The organism is Gemmatimonadaceae bacterium (genome assembly GCA_035606695.1).
GTDB lineage: Bacteria > Gemmatimonadota > Gemmatimonadetes > Gemmatimonadales > Gemmatimonadaceae > JAQBQB01.
Map to the genome: position 1 here is coordinate 1 of DATNEW010000020.1, position 19,611 is coordinate 19,611.

Sequence of the window (19,611 nt, forward strand, 5' to 3'; positions counted from 1 at the left end):
CCCTTCGCCCTTCGCCCTTCGTCCTTCGCGTTACGGAGTCACGCGCGCCTTGGGACCCACCTCATACTCCTTGGGCGGCTGCACGCCGAGAAGATTCTTGACGAAGTAGTCCCAGCGGCGGCGCGTCATGTAGTTCGACTCCGCGCCGTAGCCGTGCGGCTGATTCGGCAGCATGAGGAGATCGAAATCCTTGTTCGCCTTGATGAGCGCGTCGACGACGAGGAACGTGTTGTACGGCGGTACGTTGTTGTCCATGGTCCCATGCGCCAGAAGCAGCTTGCCCTTCAGGTTCTTCGCCAGATTCTGATTCGCCTGATCGTCGTAGTTGCCGGCCTTGAGCAAACCCTCATAGCGTTCGCCCCAGTCGTCTTCGTACTCGCGGTTGTCGTGGTTGCCGGATTCGGAAATGCCGACCTTGAAGAAGTCCGGATACCGGAACATCGCGTCGGCGGTGGCGAAGCCGCCGCCCGAGTGTCCGTAAATCCCGGCGCGGTCGATGTCGATCCACTTGTAGCGACGCGCGAGCTCGCGCATGCCCGCGATCTGATCGGGCAGCGTGTTGTCGCCCATGTTCCCGTAATACGCATCGTGGAACGCCTTCGAGCGCCACGGCGTGCCCATGCCGTCGATCTCCACGACGACGAAGCCAAGGTCCGCCAGCGACTGCGCATCGCCGCGCGCGGCGTTGAATGAGCGGCCGCCAACGGAGCCGGTCTGCGGTCCGGGGTAGATGTGATTGACGATCGGATATTTCTTCGTCGAATCGAGCGTCGTCGGCGTGTACATCAAGCCATAGAGATCCGTCTTGCCGTCGCGCGCCTTGACGGTGATCGGCATCGGCGGCTTCCAGCCTTCCGCGGTGAGGCGCGAAATGTCGACCTTGCCGAGCATCGCGATCAACTTGCCGTTCGCGTCACGCAGCACGGACGTCGGCGGAACGTTCGGCGTCGAGTAGTTGTCGACAAAAAACTTGCCACTTGGCGAGAGCGACACGTCGTGGTCGGCATTTTCCGGCGTCAGCAGTGTCAATCCGTTCCCGTCCATTCCAATTTTATAAAAATGACGGAAATAGGGATCGTGACCCGGCTCCTTGCCGACGCCCTGGAAGTAGAGCGTGCGATTCTTGTCGTCGATTCGAAGCAGCTGCGTGACGTTTCCTTCGCCCGTCGTGATCTGCCGCTTCAGTTTGCCCGTCGTCAGATCGTAGAGATACAGCTGGCCCCAGTTGTCGCGTTCAGAGAACCAGATTACTTCGTTCGAAGCGGGCAGGATCTGCCAGTTCGCGCGGCCGTTGCCCGACTCGTACTGCGTGGCAACGGTTTCCTGTAACACGTCGCGCACGGCGCCGGTTCCGGCGTCGGCGACGCGGAGCACTTCACGCTTGTGATCGCGCGACGTCGACACGAACGCGAGCTTCGACCCATCGGGATACCACTCGACGTCCGTCCAATCGCCGCCGCGACACGCGATGTGGTCGCACAGCGTGGAGCGATGCTCGTCGGGCGGCATCTGGAGGCGAATGGTGCGCGCCGCCGACGCGCCGCCGCTCAAATCGATGATCACGCGCTGAATCATCGTCACCACGCTGTCGCCGGGCAGCGGATACTTCCACGCGCTCAGCGTCGGGTGTCCAACCTGCGTGCGAACGAGATACATCTCGCCGACGTTCCGTTGATCCTGCTGGAACGTCGCGATCTTCTTCGAGTCAGCCGACCATACGAGCAACGCGCGATCGCTGCTCGTCCAGCCCGCGTTGTCGGTCGCGTAGCCGAAATCGGTCACGCCGTCGCGCGTGAGCTGCGTGTCCTGGCCAGTCTGGGTGTCGTGTACCCACAGATTCCAATTCCGGATGAACGCGCCGTATCGGCCATCCGGCGACATCGTCTCGGGCGCGCGGGCAGCGGCTCCGCCCCGGCCACCACGACCTCCGCCGCGGCCGCCGCGTCCACCGAAGGCATTGCCGGAATCAGCGGGCAGGCCGCAGCGATCCGGAACGTTGTCGCAGCGCTTGCGCAGCGCCGTCGCCGGCTCGAGCAGCACGAGCTCATTGCCCGTCGAGGTGGTGTTGCGAAACCACAGGCGATCGTCGGGCAGCCAATTCGGCCGAATGACGCCGCCGGTGATCAGCGGATTTACGTTGTAGCTCATCCAACGTTCGGCGCGCGCGTAGTCGGCGCTCGTGACGGTGCGTTGGGCCGAGAGGGCGGGAGCGATCGTGGCCGCGGCGGAAGCAGCCGCAGCGGCGATCGCGAAAAAGCGACGTTGCATCAAATCCTCGTGAGAGCGGAGGGCGACTCGAAACTTGGGTCGTCGCCCGAAGCCCGGCAACCGCCGCGGCTGCGCCCTGTCAGACGCAAAACGGGCCGCCGGCGCGACGCCGGCGGCCCGTTCGGGGCAGCTTCGATGGCGTAATTACTTTGTGCTCACCGGCACGTGCGACACGAGCTGCAGCCCGCTGCCGAGATTCGCCATCACGTCGAGGGTCGTGGTCGTCGAGGTGATCAAGCCGGCCCCGATGAGCGCCTGACGATCGAAGGTGAGCTTCACCTTGCCGCTGTTGCCTTCGACGTTGTAATGCAGACTGCCGTCCCCGTTCGTGGCGAGTCCCACAGTGCCAATGCGCACCGAGGCCGCGTCGATGTCCGACATGTGCGCGATGACGTCGCTGTACAGCACGATGTCGACATTGTCATTGCCACGATCGTCGAGCTTGATCTTGTCCGGAATCGCCTCGCCGCGGATGTTGCGGCGCGTGACCGTGACGTTGATCGTCGCCGTCCCGATGCCGCCATCCTTGTCCGTGACGCTGAGCACCGACGCGTAGCTGCCCGCGGTCATGTAGGTCGTTCCGGCGAGCATCTTCGCGCCCGAGACGGTGAACGACGAAGGAATCGGTTGATTGCTCGTACCGTCGCCCCAATTCACCGATGCGTGCCACGGCGAATCCGGACCCGGATCGGTGAAGGTGCCCGTCGCGGCGACCGGATCTCCCGACTGCACCGTCAAGGTCGTCGCGCCGGTGAGCGTCGTGAACGTGACCGTCGGCGCGACGTTGAGCACCTGCACCGTCGCGGTGTAGATCGTCGAGCCGCCGTCCTTGTCCGTGACCTGCGCGCGCACCGTGCGCGGGCCGTTGTCTGTCGTCGAGCATGTCGTGCTCGCGTTCGAGGACGCCGCGCCAAATCCAGTACCGCAGTCGAACGCGAACGTGAAGCCTGCTTCCGCGTCAGCGGTCGACGGATCGGTGACGTTGCCCACGCTCAACGCGATCGCGGCGCCTTCGTTCACCGTCGCCGGGGCCGTGAAGACGGCCGTCGGCGGCGCGTTGACGACATGCACCGTCGCAGCGTATTCCGTCACGCCACCGTCCTTGTCCATGACTTTGCCATGCACGATGGCGTCGCCATTGTCGTCGACGATGCACGACGCGCTCGCATTGGCGCTCGCGGTACCGTACCCCTTGCCGCAGTCGAACGCGAAACTGAGATGCGCGGCATCGACGGGCGACGGATCCGCCGCATTGTTCAACGCAATCGTGAACGGCGATCCCTCGGCAGGCGCGTTCGGAACGGCGAACGTGGCGGTGGGCGCTACGTTCGTGGTTGTGAACGAGCCGGTGTACTCGGTGAACGCGCCGTCCTTGTCGATCACCTTCGCGCGCACCGTCGACGCGCCGTTGTCCTGCACCACGCAGTTCACCGAGGCGCTCGACGTCGCGGCTCCATAGGTGCCGGTGCCACAATCGAACGCGAACGTCAGCGCGGCCGCGTCGACCATCGAGGCATCGGTAGCGCCGGTCATCGAGAGCGTGAACATCGCGCCTTCGAGCACCGGCGCGGGAGACGGCATGATGAATGTCGCGCTCGGCGCGACATTGGCGACGGTCACCGTTTGCATCGTCGTGCGCTCCCAGCCGTATGCATCCGTGACCGTGAGCGATGCCGTGAACGGACCGTTATCGGCGAACGTCTTCGTCACGACTTTGCCGCTCGCGACGCTCCCGTCACTGAAGTGCCAGGAGTACGAGAGCGCTTCGGTGCGCTCCATGTCGGTGCGACCTAGGTCGGGATCGGTGGTCGCCGACGCATCGAACGTGAGGGGGCTGCCTTCGTTCGCGACGCCCGTCATCGCGAATGATGGCACCGGCGCGTGATCGCCGGCTTCGAGCGCGAACTGGAAATTCGCCGGCAGCGCCGAGAGGAAGTTGAAGCCCGTCGCCGCTTCGATGCTGTGCACCGTCGTGACGTAGTTCTTCCAGTCGTTCAGGTCCGGTTGCGTGAGGTTCGCGATCGTGTGCGTGTTCGGCATGTTCACCGCGACGACGGACACACCCGCGAGATCATCCCAGGTCTGGATGCTCGAGAGCGTGAACGGCACGCCGTTCATCGGGCCGACGAGCGCGACTTTCCACGTGCTGTCGGGAATCGCGACCTTGCCTGAATCGCGAAGGAAGGCGAGGCCATGCGTGCGGCTATAGAGTGGACCGGTGATGATGTACACCGCGCGCCCCGCATCCGCCGAGTCGCCAAGGATGTTCTCGAAGTGTGCCCAGGTGGCTTCGTTCAACTCCGCTGTCTGTGGCACGACGTTCGAAAGAATGAACGTCTCGGCGTTGTCGATCTGCGCCGCCGTGCGATCGGCCGAGCGCGTCATGTGGCCGCGATCGTAGCCGCCGCCGGTGTAGTCGGTGGTGAAGATCTGTTTGTTCGCCGGCAGCAACGGCTCAGCCGTGAAGCAGTTGCAGCGATCGACCGAGCCGGGACGCTGACGGTGATCGAGCTCGTACGACACCCAGTTCGGCGTACCGTGCGAGGTGTTGTACGACAACACGTACTGCGAGCGCTGAATGAGAAAGTCGTTCGGGTTACCGGCGCTCGCAGGCGTCGGATCACCGAATTCGTCGTTTTTCGCGTAGATGCTCGGCGACGCGGCGGTGCCGACTTCGATCGGTATCGACGTCGAGGTTCCTGTGGTAAAGACGTATGGCGTACCGCCGCCGACCGGTGTCGCCGTGATCTTGAGGCGCGGTCGGGTGCCTGGCACTGTCGGCGCCGCGACGCCCTGAACCACCGGTCCGCTCCCCGTGGCGATGCCGGTGGCAATCACGGGATCGTCGATCGTAGTGACGACGAACGTCGCGGGGATGATCGTGCCGCCGCTTTGTTCTCGCGCGGTGAGGAAGATCTGCGCCTGGAAGCCAGCCGGCATGCTGTCGGCGGAGTAGCTGACGTCGAGCCAGTTGATGCCGCCGGGGTTGTTCACGGCGACGTCGAGTGTGCCTGTCTTAGACACGCCCGCGACGGTTGCCGCCGCGCTGATGGTGGCCGGCGTGCCGCCCGCAGTGACGCCGGTGACGAGACCCGTCGCGTTGACGGTGGCGATCGACGCGTCATTCGTCGTCCACGTGAACGTCGTCGGCGCAATGACGTCGCCGTTGACGTCGAACGCCTTTGCGGAGAGTTGCGTCGTCGAGCCGGCGAGCACTGAGCCGTTGCCCGACACCGTGACGTGATCGAACGCGCCGACGGCACACGTCTGACGTGAGCTCGTGCTGTTGCGCGGGCTCACGGGAACGATCGTGAAGTCTGCCGCCGGGTTCTGCGTGTTGAGACAGCCACCGTTCAGACGCATGGCGGACGTCGAGTTCGAGACGTTCGGCGTCGCATTCGCGCAGGTGGATCCGCTGCCGTAGGGCACGAAGTCGACCACCAGCACGCCGGAGGGGCATGCCGTGTTCATCGGCGTCGTTGTCTGCGAGAGAACGACTTTGCCGTTCGTGCCGCTCATCGAAAGGGTGGTGCCGGTGCCCGCGATGATGTCGGGCGTCGGAAGATCGGCGGCGGTGGTGCTGTTGCCGGCGGCTTCCTGCACGAGGTAGTAGGTGCGCGGCGGAATCACACCGGTGAGCGGCGTGGTGGACCACGACGCGTTCCCGGACGAGGAGTACTGGACGCTCCATCCGGTCACGTCGATCGGAGCGCTCGTCGTGTTGAACAGCTCGATGAAATCATTCTTGTACGGCGCGCCGGTGTTGCCACCGCCGCCGTAGATCTGACTGATCACCACGGTGTTCGAGCGGTCCTGCGCCGCGGTGACCGTGAGGTCGATCGTGTTGCTGTGAATCGCGCCGACGGACGCGCTGATCGTCGCCGTGCCGGCGGTGAGCGCGCTGACCGTGTTTGACGCACCCGTCGTTGTGGCGAAGTTGGCGACGGTGTTGTTCGTGGACGCCCACGTGATGCTGGCCTGCGCCGTCACGTCCTGCGTTCCATTGAACGCGTGCGCCGTCACAGGCGACGATGAACCGGAGAGCATCGCCGTCGAACCGTTGAGCGTGATCGTCACGCTCGTGACTGTCGGGCCGGAGCCGCCGCACGTGACATGCGTGCTCGCTGAGTTGCGCGGATTGGGCGCGAGCGCGGTGAAGTCTGCGGATGGCGACCCGGTATAGGTGCAACCATTCCCGCCTCGCACCGCCGCGGTCGTGTTCGAGAGCCCCGCGGTGTTGAACGGCGCTGAGCAGAGGGTCGAACCGAACCCGACGACGTCGATGACATCGGCGACATCAGTCGGACACGTCTGCGCCGTGGTCAGCAGCGTCGTGCTCTGACGCAACACGACTCGGCCCGCGGTTGCGCTCATCTGAATGGGGCCACTGGCGTCCGGCGTCAGCGAAGTCGTTCCGCCGGCACCCTGTGATTCTTGCACGAGGTAGTAGCCGCCGGCGGGAATGGTGCCCGTCAGATTCGTCGCCTGCCACGCTTGCGTGGTGCTGGTCGCGGAGTTGTACTGCACGCTCCATCCGGTGACGACGACGTCGCTCGTTCCCGGATTGAACAACTCGATGAAGTCGTTCTTGATCGTCGCCCCGCTGTTGCCGCCGCCGCCATAGACCTGGCTGATGACGATTGGTCCCGCGGTCGCCGTGACGTTACGACTGGCACCGTTCGACGGGCTGAACACCGACCGAGGTTGCGTGGGCGAGTCGGTGCACGAGAGAATGGCGAGCCCGAGCACAGCCGTGAACACACTGCGTGCGTGATGAGAGCGCATCGAATTGGGCGGTGGGATGGGAGTGACTCGCGGAGAGAGTCGCGAGCGGGGAGCCGCGGCGCCGATCGTGCCCGGCATCGGGAGCATTCGTGCGGCGCGGAAGTATAATGATTTACACGCGCGTCGGCGCGGTTTCCGCACCGGCGCGCTATTGTTTTCGTAACGAATCGCCCAATATGCGCCGACATCTCACATTCCTGATTGCCGCGCTCGCCTCGAGCGCGCCCCTGGCCGCGCAGCGCTCTTCGAGCCCGTCCAAGACGACCGCTACGGCGGCAACCGCGCCCGCGCTCAGCACACCGCTTCCGACGGATCCAAGGGTCCGCATTGGGACGCTGCCGAACGGGCTTCGCTACTACATCCGTCAGAACAAGAAGCCGGAAAAGCGCGCCGAGCTGCGGCTCGTCGTCAATGCCGGCTCGATTCTCGAGAACGAGAATCAGCTCGGCCTCGCGCATTTCGCGGAGCACACCGCCTTCAACGGCACCACGCATTTCGCGAAGAACGATCTGATCAAGTATCTGCAGTCGATCGGCGTGCGATTCGGTGCGGATTTGAACGCATCAACAGGATTTGATGAGACGGTGTACATCCTGCCAATCCCCACCGACACGGCACGCATCGTCGAGCAGGCGTTCACGATTCTCGAAGATTGGGCGCACGGGCAGACGTTCGATTCGACGGAAGTCGCGAACGAGCGCGGCGTCGTGCGCGAAGAATGGCGCCTGGGCAAGGGCGCCGGCGACCGCATGCTGCATCAGTGGCTGCCGATCGTGCTCAAGGGCTCGAAGTACGCCGATCGCCTGCCGATCGGCAACGAAGCGAGCATCATGAGCGCGACCCCGGCACGCCTCCGTTCGTTTTACAACGCATGGTATCGCCCCGACCTCGAAGCGGTGATCGCGGTCGGTGACTTCGATCCCGCCGTGATCGAAGCGCAGATCAAAAAGCACTTCGGCGGAATTCCCAAGCCGGTGAACGCGCCGAAGCGCATCTCGCCGTCGGTTCCCGGAAATACCGAGCCGCTGATCGCGATCGCGTCCGACAAGGAAGCCACGGGATCGGACGTCGATCTCATCTTCAAGATGCCGGTCGAAAAGACGAAGACCGTCGGCGACTACCGCCGCGATCTGATGGAACGGTTGTACATGTCGATGTTCAACAACCGCCTCGACGAGCTCGCGCAAAAGCCGAACGCGCCGTTCCTCGACGCCGGCGTATCGAAGGGCAATTTCATCGGCCGCTCGACGGACGCATTCACGCTCGCCGCGAGCGTGAAAGACGGAGCGATTCCGCAGGGACTCGAGGCGCTGCTGACCGAGGCGAAGCAGGTCGACGAATTCGGCTTCCTCCAGTCGGAGCTCGATCGCGCCAAAGAGAATCTCGTTCGCGGCTACGAACGCGCCTACGCCGAACGCGACAAGACACAATCCGCCGCGTTCGTGCAGGAGCTCGTGAGCAATTACCTCGAACAGGAACCGATTCCCGGCATCGAGTACGAGTACAAGCTCGTGCAGGAGCTCGTGCCGACGATCTCGCTCGCCGACGTGAACAAGCTCGCGAGCAAATGGATCAGCGACTCGAACCGCGTGATTCTCGCCGAGTCGCCGGTGAAGGACAGTGTGAAGATTCCGACGCGCGCGGACCTGCTCGCGGTCTTCGATCGTGCGTCGAAGACGAAGGTGACGGCGTACACGGAAACTCTGTCCAACGAAGCGCTCGTCGCGAAACCGCCCGTGCCGGGCACGATCGTTTCACGCCGCCAATTGCCCGCGGTCGGCATCACGGAATGGACGCTCTCGAACGGCGCGCGCGTGCTCGTCAAGCCGACGGACTTCAAGGCGGACGAAGTATTGATGGGCGCCTATAGCGTCGGCGGCACTTCGCTCGCGCCGGACAGCACGTACATGTCCGCGGAGCTGGCGTCGAACATCGTGGCGCTCAGCGGACTTGGAAACTTCAGTCGCGTCGATTTACAGAAAAAGCTCGCCGGCAAGGTGGCCACGGCCGGCGCGGCGATCAGCGAAACGAGCGAAGGGTTGAGCGGACGCGCGTCACCGAAAGATCTCGAGACGATGTTCCAGCTCATGTATCTGGACTTCACGGCGCCGCGGCTCGACCTCGCGGCCTATCAGGCGTTCAAGAACCAGGTGACGCCGTTCCTCGAGAATCGCGGCTCCGATCCCGACCAGGTCTTTGCCGATACGGTCAGCTGGACGATGGCGAGTCATAGCTATCGCGATCGGCCGATCACCAAGGCCACCTTCGCCGAGGTAGATCCGCAGAAAGCGTTAGCGTTTTACAAGGACCGCTTCGCCGACGCCAGCGATTTCACCTTCGTCTTCGTGGGGAACGTGGACACGACGGCGCTCGAGCCGCTCGTCGAACGTTACGTCGCGTCGCTGCCGTCGATCGGTCGCAAGGAAAGCTTCCGCGACGTGGGCGGCGGGCCGCCCAAGGGCGTCGTCGAAAAAGTGGTGCGCAAAGGCGTCGAACCGAAGGCGAACACGGTGTTCCACTTTACGGGAACGTGTGACTACAACCCGAAGTCGCGTCTCGAGCTCCGCGCGTTGATGGAGCTGTTCCAGATCAAGCTCAACGAAACGTTGCGCGAGCAACTCGGCGGCACCTATTCGCCGAGCGCGGGTGGCGGGTGCACTCGCGTGCCGCAGCCGCGGTACGACATACAGATTCAGTTCAATTCGTCCCCCGAAAACGTCGACAAGCTGACGAAGAGCGTCCTCGCGCTGATCGATTCGTTGAAGAGCGCGCCGCCGTCGCAGGCCGACGTGAACAAGGTCAAGGAAGCGTTCGTTCGAAGCCGCGAGGTGGATCTCAAGCAGAACGCATACTGGCTGGGCAACATCATGGCGTGGCAGCAGGCGGGTGAGGACCTGTCGCTGCTCCTTGCACCCTACGATCAGATGATTCGTGACATCACGCCGGCGACGATCCAGAACGCGGCGCGGAAGTATTTCGACACGTCGAATTACGCCCGATTCGTTCTGCTCCCAGAGAACGGGAAAACGACGCCGTAAACCTTTTGCGGGCGCCATCGTACTCAATGGGGGATGCGAGGCCGCATCCCCCATTCTGCGTCCATGCTCCCCTTTGCGTTTTCGCGTGTAAAGGTGAAGAATGGACGGTCTTTCCCACCCAGGTGTTCATAGTATGCGCGTTAAAGTTCTATCGCTGGCAGCGGTCGTCACGCTCCAGGCGACCCCGCTGCTCGCCCAGCAGCAAGCCGGCAAGTCGGCTCCCGCGTATGACAATACGCTCACGATCGATCCCAAGACTCGCGCGGGAGTGTTGCCGAACGGCATGCACTACTTCATCCGCGCCAACTCGTATCCGGCGAAGCGGGCTGAGCTGCGGCTGGCGGTGAATGCCGGCTCGATCGTCGAGGACGACGATCAGCGCGGCATGGCGCACGTGATCGAACACATGGGCTTCAACGGAACGACGCACTTCAAGAAGAATGAGCTGGTGAACTATCTGCAGTCGATCGGCGTTCGCTTCGGCGCCGATTTGAACGCGTATACCAGCTTCGACGAAACGGTGTACATGCTGCAGGTGCCCACCGACACGATGCGCATTCTCGAACAAGGCGTGACCGTGCTCGAGGACTGGGCGCACGGGCAACTGTTCGACTCGACCGAGGTCGCCAACGAGCGCGGCGTCGTCGTCGAAGAATGGCGGCTCGGCAAGGGAGCGTTCGACCGCATGCGCCAGCAGTTCTGGCCCGTGCTGTTCCGTGGGTCGCGCTACGCGGATCGCTGGGTCGTCGGGACGCAGGAAAGCATCATGTCGTCGACGCCGGCGCTGCTGCGCCGCTTCTACAACGACTGGTATCGTCCGGATCAGCAGGCGGTGATCGCCGTCGGCGACTTCGATCCCGCGCAGATGGAAGCGCTGATCAAGAAGCATTTCAGCGATATTCCGGCGGCGAAGAATCCGCGCACGCGACCCAGCTTCGACGTCCCCGCGAACAAGGAGCCCCTCGTCACGATCGCGACCGACAAGGAAGCGACGAATACGAGCGTCGAGCTCATCTTCAAGTTGTCGAAGCAGGAAACGAGAACCGTCGGCGACTACCGCCGCATGTTGATGAGCCGCCTCTTCTCGTCGATGCTGAATTCGCGCTTTAGCGAACTGTCACAGAAGCCCGACGCGCCGTTCGCGCAGGCATTCGGCGGCGAAGGGTCGTTCGTCCGCGGGCTCGACGTGTTCGACCTGAACGCGCTCACGAAGAACAATGACATCCTCAAGGCCGCCGATGCGCTCGTGACGGAAACACGCCGCGTCGACCAGTACGGCTTCTTGAAGTCGGAGCTCGACCGCGCCAAGCAGAACATGCTGCGCAACTACGAGCGTGCGTACTCCGAGCGAGACAAGACGCAGTCGGCGCAGATCGTCAGCGAGTACGTCTCCTACTTCCTGGAGCAGGAGCCGGTGCCGGGCATCGAGGCGGAATACGCCATGGTGCAGCAGCTGCTCCCGACGATCAGCCTGCAGGACGTGAACGGGCTGGCCAGCAAGTGGATCACCGACGAAAACCGCGTCGTGATCGCCGAGGCACCGCAAAAGGACGGTATCAAGGTGCCGACGCAGGCGGAGCTGTTGGCGGTGATCGAGCGCGCCAGCAAGACGCCGATCGTCGCGTATACCGAGAACGTCTCAAGCGCCCCACTCGTCGCGAAGCTGCCGGCGCCGGGCAAGATCGTCTCGACGAAACTCGACAAGGACGTGGGCATCACCGAGTGGACGCTGTCGAACGGCGCCCGCGTCCTCATCAAGCCGACCGATTTCAAGGCGGATGAAATCCGCTTCACGGCGTACAGCCCCGGCGGCTCGTCGCTGGTGCCGGACGCCGACCTCATGTCGGCAAGCATGGCGTCGCAGCTCATGTTCGCGAGCGGCGTCGGCTCGTTCAGCCGCGTCGATCTGCAGAAGAAGCTCGCGGGAAAATCCGTCTCCCTGCAGCCCATGATCGCCGGTGCGACGGAAGGCTTCAACGGCACCGCGTCGCCGAAGGATCTGGAAACGCTCATGCAGCTCGCGTATCTCCAGTTCACGGCGCCGCGCCTGGACACCGCCGCGACCACGGCGATGCTCAATCAGCTCAGCGCGATCTTCGCGAACCGCAGCGCCAGCCCGGAAGTGGCGTTCTCAGACACCTTCCAGGTGACGATGCAGAACAACCATCCGCGCGCCAAGCTGCTCAACGCGCAGACGCTTGCCGAAGTGAATCCCCAGCGCGCCTACTCGATCTTCCGCGACCGGTTCGCCGACGCCAGCGGTTTCACGTTCCTCTTCGTCGGCAACGTGGACACCACGGCGCTCAAGCCGCTCGTCACGCAATACCTGGCGACGTTGCCCAGCACGAACCGCAAGGAAACGTGGAAGGACGTGGGCATTCGGCCGCCGACGGGCGTCGTCGAGAAAACCGTGCGCAAAGGCACCGAGCCCAAGTCGCTCACGTACGTGGCGTTCACGGGTCCGATCCAATTCACCGACAAGGAGCGCTTCGATCTGCAGGCGCTCACCGACGTCGTGCGCATGAAGCTCATCGAGGTGCTGCGCGAGCAGATGAGCGGCACCTACTCGCCGAACATCGTGTCGTCGAGCAACAAGGTGCCGGTGCCGCAGTACAACATTGTCGCCATGTTCAGCTCGTCGCCTGAAAACGTCGAGCCGCTCACCAAAGCGCTGTTCACCGTCGTCGATTCGATCCAGAAGCACGGACCGTCGCAGACGGACGTCGACAAGGTGAAGGAGCAAATGATCCGCGCGCACGAGGTCGAGCTCAAGCAGAACGCCTACTGGGTGTCGTCGATCTCGGCCCGCGATCAGAACGGTGAAGACGTGGCCAAGGCGCTCGCGACGTATGAGGCCAATATCAAGAACCTCACCGCGGCCGACATTCAGCGCGCGGCGGCGACGTTCTTCAACATGAAAAACTACGTTCGCGTGGTGCTGGTGCCGGAGACCAAACCGACGCCGTAACGTGTCGCGGTGGAACGTATCCGAGGGCGCGGAGCATTGCTCCGCGCCCTCTTTGCTTTTTGCTCAACGACGATTCAGAATTGGCGAGACCCCTCGCGACGCAAAACCGGGACTTCCCAGATGACGATGCAACGGTTCGTTGTTCTTCTTTCATTCGCGGCGTCAGCTGTTGCCGCTCAAGTTCCGGAAAGCGAGTTCGCCGCGCGCCGCGATTCGCTCGCCAAACGCGTCGATAGCGGAGTCGTCGTCGCCTTCGGCGGACGAACGCCGGTCAACGATTTCGGCACGTTCTTCCAGTTGCCGGCGTTTCACTACCTCACGAATTACGACGATCCCGACGCCGCGCTCGTCATGGTCGTGCGTCGTGGGAAACCGTCGTCGACGCTGTTCATCACACCGGCCGATCCGCGGCGCGCGTTCTATTATGGCTGGCGGCCCGACTCCGCCACGGTCCGCCGCACGCACAACGTCGGCGCCCGATCGTTCACGGTACTGCAAGGCTACGCCGATTCACTCGCCGCCGCCGGCTATCCGTTCTACACGCTCGACGATTTCGAGGACGCCGACTTCGCCGTTCCCGACTCGTTGACGCGCGGCAAGATCTTCATGCGGTATCTCGTCGCGCGGCACGCGGGACTTTCGGTGAAGAACGCGCATCCGTACGTCGATCAGATGCGCGCGAAGAAGAGCGCCGCCGAGATCGCACTGCTCAAGCGCGCTGCCGAGATCAGCAGCGAGGGGCATCGCGCGGCGATGACCGCGCCGGTGCCGCAGCACGAGTACGAATTGCAAGCCGTGCTCGAGTACACGTTCCTCAAGCTCGGCGCAACGCGGCCGGCATATGGCTCGATCGTCGGTTCAGGCGTGAACGGAACGCAACTGCACTACATGAAGGATCGCGCGCCGACGAAGCCTGGTGATCTGGTCGTGATCGACGCCGCGGCTGAGTACGAAGGTTACGCGGCGGACATCACGCGCACGCTGCCGATCAGTGGAACCTTCACGCCCGAGCAGCGCGCCATTTACCAGATCGTGCGCGACGCGCAGGCCGCGGCCGAGCGCAACTCGAAGCCCGGGAAACTGGCGTCGGCCGCCCAGGATTCATCGGTCGCCGTACGCGCGCGCGGCCTCGCGGCACTCGGTCTCATCGAGAGCGTCGACGCCACGTACGATCCGCCGTACACCGCGAACTGCACGACGCAGCCGCAGTCGTGCAAGCAATCGAACTTCTGGATGATCCACGGCATCAGTCACGGGCTTGGACTGGCCGTGCACGATCCCGCGCAATTCTATTTCGGCGATCGTGTGTACGAACCAGGCGACGTCTTCACGATCGAGCCCGGCATCTACGTCAGCTCGCGCATGCTCGAGGCTCTGCCGGATACGCCGAAGAATCGCGCGTTCATCGCCAAGGTGCGTCCGATGGTCGCCAAGTATGAAAACACCGGCGTCCGCATCGAAGACGACTACGTCATCACGCCAACGGGTCTCGAGCGCATCACCAACGCACCACGCGAGATCGCCGAGATCGAAGCGTTGATGAAAAAACGCGCGCGCACGATTCCTTAAGGGTACGGCCGGTAGTTCACGTCAAGAATCTCGAGGCGAGCGAGATGCGCCGGCAGTCGCGCGTGAAAACTGTCGAGATCGCGCCGCGCCACGGGAGTCCACAACGCTTCGGCGAGCGCGCACGCGCGCGGGAATGCCATGTACTCCGCGTTCTTCGGCCCCTGGATGTATTCCGTCCACACCTGACCCTGCGCACCAAGGACGTGTGATGCCTGCTCGGGCGTGAGTCCCACGGGAAGCGGCTCGTACGCATAGACGGAGTCGAGCGGCAGAAATCCGCCGATGGCGAGCGGCTCGGAATCCGGGCGCGCCTGATAGTGATCGAAGTACGTGTATTGCCCGGGCGCCATCACGACGTCGTGGCCTTGCTGCGCGGCGGCGATGCCGCCGGCGGTACCACGCCAGGACATGACGACGGCGTTGGGTGCCAAACCACCCTCCAGAATCTCATCCCATCCGATCATGCGGCGGCCGTGCGCGGCCAGGAAGGTATCCATCTGCCGAATGAACCAGCTCTGGAGCTCATTCTCGTTCTTTAAGTCTAATTCTTTGATGCGTGCCTGAGCGCGCGGGCTGGATTTCCACTGATCCTTCGATGCCTCGTCGCCACCGACATGGATGTACGCCCCGGGAAACAGCGCCATCACCTCGGCCAGCACGTCCTGCATGAACCGAATGGTGCTGTCCGATGGATTCAGGATGTCGTGGCTCACGCCCCACATCGTCCACGGCCGAACGGCGCCGCCGCTGTTGCCGAGCATGGGGTACGCGGCAATCGCCGCCTGCGAGTGGCCCGGCATCTCGATCTCGGGCACGATCGTGACGAATCGCTCGGCAGCATAGGCGACGATCTCGCGAACGTCATTCTGCGTGTAATAGCCCCCGTAACGACGATGATCGAACATCGCGTTCGTCGTGTCGGAGGGTTGATGCCCGGCGATCGTGCTGTCGCGCCACGCCCCTACGCTCGTGAGTAGCGGATACTTCTTGATCTCGATGCGCCAACCCTGATCATCGGTGAGATGCCAGTGGAAGCGGTTCATCTTATGAAGCGCCAGGAGGTCGATGTACTTCTTCACGAACTCCTTTGGCATGAAGTGCCGCGCCACGTCGAGATGCATTCCACGCCAGGCGAAGCGTGGGCGATCGGCGATCGACACTGCTGGTATCGTCCACGGGACGCCCGCGACCGGCGCCGAGCGGTAGATATCGGCGGGGAGCAGCTGCCGGAGTGTTTGCGTGGCGTAGAATGCTCCGGCGGCCGTCGGCGCATCGATGCGGACGAGGCCCGGACGGACATCGAGTCGATACCCCTCCGCTCCAAGCGTGGTGTCCCGGCGCGCCGTTCGCGCGAAGACGATGCGCTCGCCCGACGCCGCGGTGCCGACGCGAACCCGAAGCACGAGCCCGCTGGCCGTCTCGACGGTGCGAGCGAAATGCTCGGCGACCGCGGAGTCGCCGCGGTCGGTCCAAATTGTCGTGTGGGCGGAGAGGGTGAATGCGCCGGAGTGCCGCGTCAGCGAAACGGGCCGCGGAATGATGGCGGTGCCCGCATCGCCGGCCTGTGCACGGGCCGAGGACGCGATAGCGCCGATCAGCAACCCGGCGCAGAAAAATGCCCGAACGCGATCTCGCATGAGGCGAGAAGCTAATGCGCCGGCCGTCGATTGCCGAAGGCCCCGCCGCGCGTCATGTTACTCGCGTCTCAACCGGCTGATCGATGGCTCACGACCGACGAACGTTTCTTCGCACACTTGGCGCGGCCGCGGCGGCGCTGGCAACGACGGGCGGCCCAGAATCGCTCCTGGCGAGCGTCGTGCCGACCGAAAAGCTTGGCCGGATCGGCATTCAGTTATATACCGTCCGCCGTCAGGCGAGCGCTGATCTCGCCGGTGTGCTCGAGGCCATAGCCAAGATTGGTTACAAGGAAGTTGAATTCGCGGATAGCTACAGGCACACCGCGGCGGAAGCGCGCGACATGCTGCGGCAGAACGGCCTCACCGCGCCGTCGACGCATGTCACCGTCGAAGCGATTCAATCGCAACCCGAGAAAACCTTTGGCGATGCGCACACACTCGGCGTCGAGTGGCTGACGCTGCGATCGCTGCCGCGCGGCAATCATGTCACCGTCGATGATTGGAAGCACGTCGCGGTGCAGTTCAACGACACGGCGACGAAAGCCAAAGCGGCCGGCTTTCGGCTGGCGTTTCACAATCATACGGACGTCATCGCGAAGGCGGGCGATGTGGTGCCGATCGACATCCTGATGCAGGAGACCGATCCGGCGCTCGTCTCGTACGAGTTGGACTGCTATTGGGCGGTCAGCGGCGGGGGCGATCCTGTCACGCTCCTCGGTCGCTATCCCGGGCGTTTCCGGATGCTCCACCTCAAGGATGGCGCGCCGCCGTTTACCGACGCGTCGCAAACCGACGTCGGCAGGGGCACGATCGAATTCGCGCCGATCCTCGCGCATGCGAAAGGAATCGAGCATTACTTCGTGGAGTCGGACAGCGCGGCCGATCCGCCGGCGTTCGCCCGGCACAGCTATGACTATCTCAGAAATATAGAATTCTAATGCAACAGCGACCGATCTACGACGTGGCGATCATCGGCTCGGGCGCGGGCGGCGGCATGGCCGCCTACGTGCTCACCAAGGCGGGCGCGCGCGTCGTCATGCTCGAGGCCGGCCACAAATGGTTCGCCTCGAAAGACAGTGCGATGATGGTCCCGAGTTACGCGACCCCGCACCGTGGCGCGGCGATCCACGGCCGCCCCTTCGGCGAGTTCGACGCGTGCGACGGCGGTTGGGAGATCGACGGCGAGCCGTATACCCGCGCCCCCGGCACGCAGTTCAGCTGGTGGCGTGCCCGCATGCTCGGCGGCCGCACCAATCACTGGGGGCGCATCTCGCTTCGCTTCGGGCCCGACGATTTTCGCGGCAAGAGCGTCGACGGACTCGGCGACGACTGGCCGATCGCCTACGAGGACGTCAAGCCGTACTACGACAACGTCGACCGCCTGATCGGCCTCTACGGATCGAACGAAGGGCTGCGCAACCATCCGGACGGCATCTTCATGCCGCCGCCGAAACCGCGGTGCCACGAGCTGCTCGTGAAAAAGGCGGCGGACAGTCTGAACGTCACGTGCATTCCCGCGCGGCTTTCGATCATCACGAAGCCGCTGCCCGGCCGCCAGGCCTGTCACTACTGCGGGCAGTGCAATCGCGGGTGTCAGTCGAAGTCGAATTTCTCGAGCCCCGACGTGCTGATCGCGCCGGCGCTCGCGACGGGCAAATTGGAATTGATCACGAACGCGATGGCTCGCGAAGTCACGCTCGGCAACGACGGACTCGCGAACGGCGTGTCGTACATCGACAAGAACTCGGGGATGGACGAGCACGTACGCGCGCGCGTCGTCGTGCTCGCGGCCAGCGCCATGGAAACGGCGCGCTTGTTATTGAACTCTAAATCATCGGCGTTTCCAAACGGACTGGCGAACTCGAGTGGCATCGTCGGCAAGTATCTCACCGATACGACGGGCGCGAGCGTGTCGGGACACATTCCCGCGATGCTCGACCACGTGCCGCACAATCACGACGGCGTGGGCGGCATGCACGTCTACATGCCCTGGTGGCTGGACAACAAGAAGCTCGATTTCCCGCGCGGCTACCACATCGAAGTGTGGGGCGGCCCCGGTCAGCCGAGCTCCGGGTTCGGCGGCGGCATTCAGCGAATGAACGGCGGCGGCTACGGCAAGCAGCTCAAGGCCGACTATCGCAAGTATTACGGCGCGTCGGTCGGCTTCGACGGACGCGGCGAGATGATTCCGAACGAGGACTCGTACTGCGAGCTCGATCCCACGACCGTTGACCGTTTCGGCATTCCCGTGCTGCGCTTCCACTGGAAGTTCAGCGAACACGAATACAATCAGGCGAAGCACATGCAGGAAACCTTCCGCGCGCTGATCGTCGCGATGGGCGGTACGCCGAACGGTTCCATGCCGACGCGCGAGCAAGGCTACGGCCTCGCGGCGGGCGGCACGATCATTCACGAGCTCGGCGGCGCACGCATGGGTAGTGATCCGACACGATCGGTCGTCAACGGGAATTGCCAGGCGCACGACGTGAAAAACCTGTTCGTCGCGGACGGCAGCCCGTTCGTGTCGCAGGCGGACAAGAATCCCACGTGGACGATTCTCGCGCTGTCCTGGCGCACGAGCGAGTTCATCGCGCAGCAGCGCAAGGCGGGGGCGTTATGAGTGATCGGCGATCGGCGATGGGCGATGGGCGTGACGACAAACCGATTTCACGGCGTCGCGTGCTCGCCATTCTTGGGACAGTCCCGGTCGCAGCAGCCGTGGGACAAGTTCCGCAAACACAAACCCCCGTCAATCCGCCGGCGACGTCGCACAATCCGGCGACGACGGCCGTCGTGGGGGCGCCCCGCGCGCCGCGATTCTTCACCGAACACGAATGGAAGACGTTGCGCGTGCTCGTCGACTACATCATCCCGCGTGATGAACGGTCCGGCAGCGCGACCGACGCCAAAGTCCCCGAGTACATCGATTTCCTGCTCTCCGAAAAAGACGCGAACGTCAACGAGCAGGTGCAAATGCACGGCGGCTTGGCGTGGATCGACACCGAATCGATCAAGCGCTTCGGCAAGACGTTCATCCAGGCGAACGACGGCCAGCGCCGACAGATACTGGACGACATCGCCTATCCCCAGAAAGCGACGCCCGCCATGCGCTACGGTGTGGCGTTCTTCAACCACCTTCGCGATCGCACGGCGTCAGGCTTCTTTTCCAGCTCGATGGGCTGGCAGGACGTCAAGTACATCGGGAATGTGTTCAATCCTCACTACGATGGATGTCCGCCGGCCGCGCTCGAAAAGCTCGGCGTGAGCTATGACCTCATGCAGACGCGCGTTAGTCCACAGGAGAAATGACAAATGGAAGAGCAGATCCTCGACTCGCTCCGCTCGC

Annotated in this window: 9 protein-coding genes; 6 read left to right on the top strand and 3 right to left on the bottom strand. The window is 63.6% G+C overall.

Annotated features, from left to right (window positions below; genetic code table 11):
- Positions 1-30 precede the first annotated feature (30 nt).
- Positions 31-2,268: a DPP IV N-terminal domain-containing protein gene (locus VN706_08360; protein ID HXT15628.1), complete on the bottom strand. Its 2,238-nt coding sequence runs from the start codon at positions 2,266-2,268 to the stop codon at positions 31-33.
- A 144-nt stretch (positions 2,269-2,412) separates the two neighbouring features.
- Positions 2,413-7,053: a DNA/RNA non-specific endonuclease gene (locus tag VN706_08365; protein ID HXT15629.1), complete on the bottom strand. Its 4,641-nt coding sequence runs from the start codon at positions 7,051-7,053 to the stop codon at positions 2,413-2,415.
- 176 nt (positions 7,054-7,229) lie between these two features.
- On the opposite strand from VN706_08365, the gene VN706_08370 reads away from it, so the two are divergent.
- The 3 genes from VN706_08370 (at position 7,230) to VN706_08380 (ending at position 14,628) form a co-directional block, all read left to right on the top strand.
- Positions 7,230-10,091 (top strand): insulinase family protein, encoded by a 2,862-nt coding sequence (locus VN706_08370; GenBank protein HXT15630.1) that lies wholly within the window; start codon positions 7,230-7,232, stop codon positions 10,089-10,091.
- 133 nt (positions 10,092-10,224) lie between these two features.
- Entirely contained in the window at positions 10,225-13,059 is a 2,835-nt protein-coding gene (locus tag VN706_08375; protein HXT15631.1) for an insulinase family protein, read from the top strand.
- A gap of 126 nt (positions 13,060-13,185) precedes the next feature.
- The gene (locus tag VN706_08380) at positions 13,186-14,628 is read left to right on the top strand and encodes an aminopeptidase P N-terminal domain-containing protein (GenBank protein HXT15632.1); all 1,443 of its coding nucleotides are present in this window, start codon (positions 13,186-13,188) and stop codon (positions 14,626-14,628) included.
- On the opposite strand, the gene VN706_08385 is transcribed toward VN706_08380, so the two are convergent.
- Positions 14,625-16,265 carry a beta-N-acetylhexosaminidase gene (locus VN706_08385; protein HXT15633.1) on the bottom strand — a complete coding sequence of 547 codons (1,641 nt, stop codon included), beginning with the start codon at positions 16,263-16,265 and terminating at the stop codon, positions 14,625-14,627. The two genes, VN706_08380 and VN706_08385, sit on opposite strands and share 4 nt — an antisense overlap.
- Positions 16,266-16,348: 83 nt before the next feature.
- On the opposite strand from VN706_08385, the gene VN706_08390 reads away from it, so the two are divergent.
- Genes VN706_08390 through VN706_08400 form a run of 3 tightly spaced genes read left to right on the top strand, consistent with a single transcriptional unit; the run spans position 16,349 to position 19,574 of the window.
- Complete coding sequence (locus VN706_08390) at positions 16,349-17,203, top strand: sugar phosphate isomerase/epimerase (GenBank protein HXT15634.1); 855 nt, start codon at positions 16,349-16,351, stop codon at positions 17,201-17,203.
- On the top strand, positions 17,203-18,885 hold the full coding sequence (locus VN706_08395) for a GMC family oxidoreductase (protein ID HXT15635.1): 1,683 nt from the start codon (positions 17,203-17,205) through the stop codon (positions 18,883-18,885). Before VN706_08390 ends, VN706_08395 begins: the two co-directional genes overlap by 1 nt.
- Positions 18,882-19,574, top strand: coding sequence for a gluconate 2-dehydrogenase subunit 3 family protein (locus VN706_08400; GenBank protein HXT15636.1), 693 nt, complete (start codon positions 18,882-18,884; stop codon positions 19,572-19,574). The genes VN706_08395 and VN706_08400 overlap by 4 nt, the downstream gene beginning before the upstream one ends.
- Positions 19,575-19,611: the final 37 nt, after the last annotated feature.

Bases quoted from the DNA above. Each gene is read 5' to 3' on its own strand.
- VN706_08360 (HXT15628.1), bottom strand. From the start codon at position 2,268: ATGCAACGTCGCTTTTTCGCGATCGCCGCTGCGGCTGCTTCCGCCGCG.
- VN706_08365 (HXT15629.1), bottom strand. From the start codon at position 7,053: ATGCGCTCTCATCACGCACGCAGTGTGTTCACGGCTGTGCTCGGGCTC.
- VN706_08370 (HXT15630.1), top strand. From the start codon at position 7,230: ATGCGCCGACATCTCACATTCCTGATTGCCGCGCTCGCCTCGAGCGCG.
- VN706_08375 (HXT15631.1), top strand. From the start codon at position 10,225: ATGCGCGTTAAAGTTCTATCGCTGGCAGCGGTCGTCACGCTCCAGGCG.
- VN706_08380 (HXT15632.1), top strand. From the start codon at position 13,186: ATGCAACGGTTCGTTGTTCTTCTTTCATTCGCGGCGTCAGCTGTTGCC.
- VN706_08385 (HXT15633.1), bottom strand. From the start codon at position 16,265: ATGCGAGATCGCGTTCGGGCATTTTTCTGCGCCGGGTTGCTGATCGGC.
- VN706_08390 (HXT15634.1), top strand. From the start codon at position 16,349: ATGGCTCACGACCGACGAACGTTTCTTCGCACACTTGGCGCGGCCGCG.
- VN706_08395 (HXT15635.1), top strand. From the start codon at position 17,203: ATGCAACAGCGACCGATCTACGACGTGGCGATCATCGGCTCGGGCGCG.
- VN706_08400 (HXT15636.1), top strand. From the start codon at position 18,882: ATGAGTGATCGGCGATCGGCGATGGGCGATGGGCGTGACGACAAACCG.